At 51.8% G+C, this 3,593-nt stretch carries 4 protein-coding genes; all 4 read left to right on the top strand.

Translation table 11 applies throughout. From position 1 onward, the window contains the following. The first annotated feature begins 104 nt into the window (after positions 1 to 104). Positions 105 to 674 carry a glycosyltransferase gene (locus tag QZP87_RS08285; RefSeq protein ID WP_363331003.1) on the top strand — a complete coding sequence of 190 codons (570 nt, stop codon included), beginning with the start codon at positions 105 to 107 and terminating at the stop codon, positions 672 to 674. Positions 675 to 796: 122 nt separating this feature from the next. After that, positions 797 to 1,432, top strand: a complete 636-nt coding sequence (locus QZP87_RS08280) for a hypothetical protein (protein ID WP_291322450.1) — start codon at positions 797 to 799, stop codon at positions 1,430 to 1,432. Continuing rightward, positions 1,429 to 2,292 (top strand): nucleotidyl transferase AbiEii/AbiGii toxin family protein, encoded by an 864-nt coding sequence (locus QZP87_RS08275; protein WP_291322449.1) that lies wholly within the window; start codon positions 1,429 to 1,431, stop codon positions 2,290 to 2,292. Before QZP87_RS08280 ends, QZP87_RS08275 begins: the two co-directional genes overlap by 4 nt. 589 nt (positions 2,293 to 2,881) lie before the next feature. Next, positions 2,882 to 3,178, top strand: coding sequence for a nucleotidyl transferase AbiEii/AbiGii toxin family protein (locus QZP87_RS08270; RefSeq protein ID WP_291322448.1), 297 nt, complete (start codon positions 2,882 to 2,884; stop codon positions 3,176 to 3,178). Positions 3,179 to 3,593 lie beyond the last annotated feature (415 nt).

Here is a 3,593-nt window from a genome sequence, read left to right as displayed (position 1 = left end):
TGGGAACGAGAGGGGAGCGGCTGGAGCCTGGGAACGAGAGGTAACCAGGAACCGATTTTAGCAACCAACATGTTGGTTTGAAATTTGTGCTAAGCGCCTAAGTTATACACATTCAGCCATGCTGGAAATGGATCGCGGGCAAGACCGCAGCGCACCTGGTCCTGCTGGGCGACGGTCCGCTCAGGCCGAGGCTGGAATCCATGATCTGGGAACTGGGGCTGGCCGGTCGGGTGCATTTCCCGGGGTTCCAGGACAACCCCCTGCCCTGGATGCGCGAGGCGACGTTGCTGGTCCTGCCCTCCCGGCACGAAGGCCTGGGCAACGTGCTTATCGAAGCCCTGGCCTGCGGCACCCAGATCGTGGCCACGGACTGCCCCAGCGGCCCGGCGGAGATCCTGGAAGATGGCCAATATGGTCAGCTCGTGCCGTTGATAACCCCACAGCCCTGGCCCAGGCCATGCTTAGCAGTCTCAACAGCACATTCCGCGTCGCCCCCGAAATGCTCAAGACCCGGGCCGAGGATTTCACCTTTGAGAAGGCGGCGAGGGAGTATATGGGGGTGGTGTAAGAGAGGGCTGAGGGATGAAGCCCAGGTAAAACACCCCAAGGGGGGCTCCGGTTTCACCAAGTTAAACAAGAGAACGGATTTAACCCGGCAGGCTGGGCAGGCCTGAGACCTGAGGGAAGAGATGGTCGAAAGGCAAAGGAATATACTTGAGCTGCCTCTTAAGTTCCCATTTTCAGATAAAAATACATACTTGACATGCACCCAGTAAGTCGATTAATTGTCGACATAATGGATATAGCAAAGTGGGTCACACGCCTTCCGGCCACTGAGTTTGATTACCTGGCATTGATGGGGGCTTTGCAGGAGTACAAGCGTCCCAGGGACAAGGTGAGCAAGCTTTTGCGTCGGGGAGATATCATCCGGATCAAGAAGGGATTCTATGTTCTTGGCCCGATCCTGCGCAAGACTCCCGGAGTCTGTCGAGAAATACTGGGCAACCAACTCTACGGCCCTTCCTATGTTTCCCTGGAATACGCCTTGTCCCGGCATCAGCTCATTCCTGAACGAGTTGAGACTGTCACGTCGGTTACGATGCATAAGTCGAAGTTGTTTGCTACAGCTGTGGGAAATTTTTCGTATCAGCAGGTAAAACTGGGGTATTATAGCCTTGGGATACTCTCTCAGACTCTGGATGATGGCCGGGGTTTTCTTCTGGCCAGCCCTGAAAAAGCGATCGCGGACAAGGTGTATTTTTCCAGAGGGTTCAGGGACCTGGACGATCTGCGGGTATTTCTGTTTGCTGATCTGCGCATTGAGCAGGAAGATTTTCGCGGCATGGATGTTGGTTTTTTTCAGGAATTGGCTGCCGTTGAAAACAGGGTGTCCCTGAAGTCATTATCTGAACTGGCCAGGGAGTACTCATGAAAGACGTGATTTTGCAGATGATCGAGCGGTTTGATCCACGGAGTCTGGATGAATACGATACAGCGCTCAAGGAAGTCATCCAGAGCATTTGCCTGTTGGGTCTCTGGCGGGCAAAGTTTTTCGAGCATGCAGCCTTTTACGGGGGCACGGCCCTCAGGCTTTTGTACGGCCTGGACCGCTTCTCAGAGGATCTTGACTTCTCTTTGCTGTCCCCGATGCCCAACTTTCGCCTTCAGTCATATTTTCAGGCCCTGCGCAGGGAACTGGAGGCCTTTGGATTTGAAGCGGAAATCACTGAAAAAGAGAAAACAGACAGTCCCATTGCGGCAGCTTTTATCAAATCCAATACCCGTGTACACCGACTGCGCATTGGACTGTCTGAGCGCCTGGCCGGACAGGCGCCGGCCAATCAATTGCTCAAGGTCAAGTTTGAACTGGACACGGACCCCCCTGCCGGGTTTGCCACCGAGATCCGCTATATTCTCCATCCTGTGCCCTTCAGTGTGCGGGTTTACTCGCTCGGAGATCTGTTTGCCGGGAAAATGCATGCCGTGCTTTTCCGGAAATGGGGAGGGCGAGTCAAGGGCAGGGACTGGTACGACCTGGTCTGGCTGACCGGGCAAGAAACCCCGCTGAATCTGGACCATCTGAGTTCCCGGATGCGCCAGGCCGGGCATTGGACCAAGGAATATCCCATCTCCAGAGAGGAATGGAAGGCCATGCTTCACCTTGCCATTGCCGAACTCGATATCCAGGCTGCCAGGCGAGATGTTCTCCCTTTTGTAAAGGACAGTTCAAAGCTGGAAGTCTGGTCGGCAGATTTTTTCTCCGCCCTGGTGGATATGATCCAGACAAAATGATTTGCATATGGCTGGTGGGAAGGCAAAAAGAGAGGGCTTAGGGAGGAGACCCGGGTGAAACATCCCAAGGGGGTCTCGGTTTCACCGGGCAGACCTGAAACCTGAAGGAGGAATGCTGGGATGCTGGAATTGAAAGGCGGCGAAAGAAGAACGAGGAAGGAAAAGGGATTTGGAGTACGGCTTCAGTTTCGGGTGGTGATGAAGGGCGATGGAGTCTCAAATTGTCATTCAAGAAGGGTTGGGTTGACCGAGGAATCCTTTGAAACCTCAATTTGATAGAGCAGACATGTGGCTCTGATTGCAATCAGGGGCCAAATACAGGTCAACTGGCGGAGGCCATTTTAGGCGCTTACTCCTCATACCCTGTCATAAATAACAAGAAAAATGTGAGCCATGACGGGGGTTCAGCACTTGGCACTGTAAATGTTCCGCACTTATTTTTTAAGAAAAAGACTACTGCCCACAGATCACACCCAGTGAAATCCGTCCCAGTGAAACCCCCTTTGGGGAGTCCCAAGGGACTGTTTCACGGGATAAACTGCGCTGTGACTTCGTCAATTGAACCGGGCAAGCCTGGTTTCTCATCGGTTTGTCCAGGTCTTCCCTGGATGAGAATTTGATCTTTAAGGGCGGTACAGCGCTCAAGCGTTGTTACTTCCATGATTACCGGTTCTCTGAAGACCTTGATTTTACCCTGGCTCGGGACATGTCCTTTGCGGATATTCTGTCCGGCCTTGTAGAGGTTTACAAGCAGGTCAGGGAGGAAAGCGGGATTATGTTTGCATTTCACGCCGAGGACCGAAACAGACATCACAACAGTCATTCAGGGGTACTTTTTGATGAATCAGATATTAAAAGTGCGTATAAGCGCATAGAACGAACGTGAGAGGGCTTGGATTGGAAATGTGATATATTATGCAGAAAAAACAAGAAATATTCCATTGACGGAATGTAAGTCAAGAGTTATAAACAACCCATGACATGGGAAGTTGAGTACACAGATGAGTTCGGATTTTGGTGGGATACTTTATCCGAAGAAGAGCAGATTTCTGTTGACGCCTCAGTCAGGCTGCTTGAAAAATGCGGTCCAACTCTTGGCTATCCTCATAGCAGCAAAATCAGTAATTCCAGGCATAGCCACATGAGGGAACTAACGCGGGCTTTGCCCGCAACCCAATAAAGAAAAGAGCTTTTTTGACAGGATTAACCACGCCAAAGACGCGTGGCAGGCATAGATTAAGAGATTGATGAAGAGAAAATCATTTTTGTCCTGGCTCCCAGTTTAATGCCCTTCGGGCTTG

It is taken from the genome of Desulfonatronospira sp. (assembly GCA_003563255.1).
Classification (GTDB): Bacteria; Desulfobacterota; Desulfovibrionia; order Desulfovibrionales; family Desulfonatronovibrionaceae; genus Desulfonatronospira.
This window is presented reverse-complemented; position numbering and strand designations above follow the sequence as displayed.

What these genes read in the sequence shown, in the direction of transcription:
- QZP87_RS08280 (WP_291322450.1), top strand. Translation starts at nt 797, where the DNA reads ATGGATATAGCAAAGTGGGTCACACGCCTTCCGGCCACTGAGTTTGAT.
- QZP87_RS08275 (WP_291322449.1), top strand. Translation starts at nt 1,429, where the DNA reads ATGAAAGACGTGATTTTGCAGATGATCGAGCGGTTTGATCCACGGAGT.